We start from the raw sequence: 753 nt of genomic DNA on the forward strand, positions 1-753 counted from the left end.
CCCGCCCCCACACCACCACACCCGACGACACCACCCCCTGGACCACCCACGCCACCGCCACCCTCACCAACACCACACCAACAGACCCCAGGGTCGACCTGACCGTGTGGCCACCAGCCAACGCCACGGCGATCGACGTGGACGACGCCTACCCCCTCCTCGCCGAACACGGCTACACCTACGGCCCCACCTTCCAGGGCCTCACCGCCGCATGGCACGACAACCACCACACCTACGCCGACATCACCCTCCCCGAGGTCATCCCTGCGCGTGCGGTTCACCGCGACAGGCAAGGACACGTTCGCACTGGCGGCGGCCGACTCCAGCGGAACATCCGTGGCGTCGATCGAAGCGGTCACGTTCCGGCCCTTGCCGGCCGAGCAGCTCAGCGACACCGCCAGGGCCGTCCGGGACACCCTGTTCCAGGTCCGATGGGCCCCGCTGTCTCCGGAGGCCGGTCCCGCTGCCCCGGCCGGTGTGAACTGGGCCTGGCTGGACACCGAGCGCTTCCCCCTCCATGCCGACGAGACGATGACGGTCGGCACACCCGTCCCCCGCTACAGCAGCATCGCGGCACTCGCCGAAACCCTCGACGCCGCTATGCCGATGGCCGTCCTGTTGCCCTGTGTCTTCCAGCCCCTCACCACGATGACAGAGCTGCACCAGGCCACGCACCACCTGCTCGCCCTGCTCCAGGAATGGCTGACCGACGAGCGCCTCACCACCACCCGCCTGGTCATCTGCACCCGCAAC

1 protein-coding gene and 1 pseudogene are annotated in these 753 nt (G+C 69.5%); both read left to right on the plus strand.

Translation table 11 applies throughout. From position 1 onward, the window contains the following. Positions 1-98 precede the first annotated feature (98 nt). Positions 99-257 (plus strand): annotated as a pseudogene (locus IH48_RS37720) (polyketide synthase dehydratase domain-containing protein); the annotation flags it as partial. Between the two features lie 13 nt (positions 258-270). Next, the coding region (locus IH48_RS37285) for a hypothetical protein (protein WP_037844009.1) at positions 271-753 on the plus strand (483 nt) is incomplete at its 3' end.

Origin of the sequence: Streptomyces sp. NRRL F-5126 (assembly GCF_000721265.1) — a bacterium.
Taxonomy (GTDB): domain Bacteria; phylum Actinomycetota; class Actinomycetes; order Streptomycetales; family Streptomycetaceae; genus Streptomyces.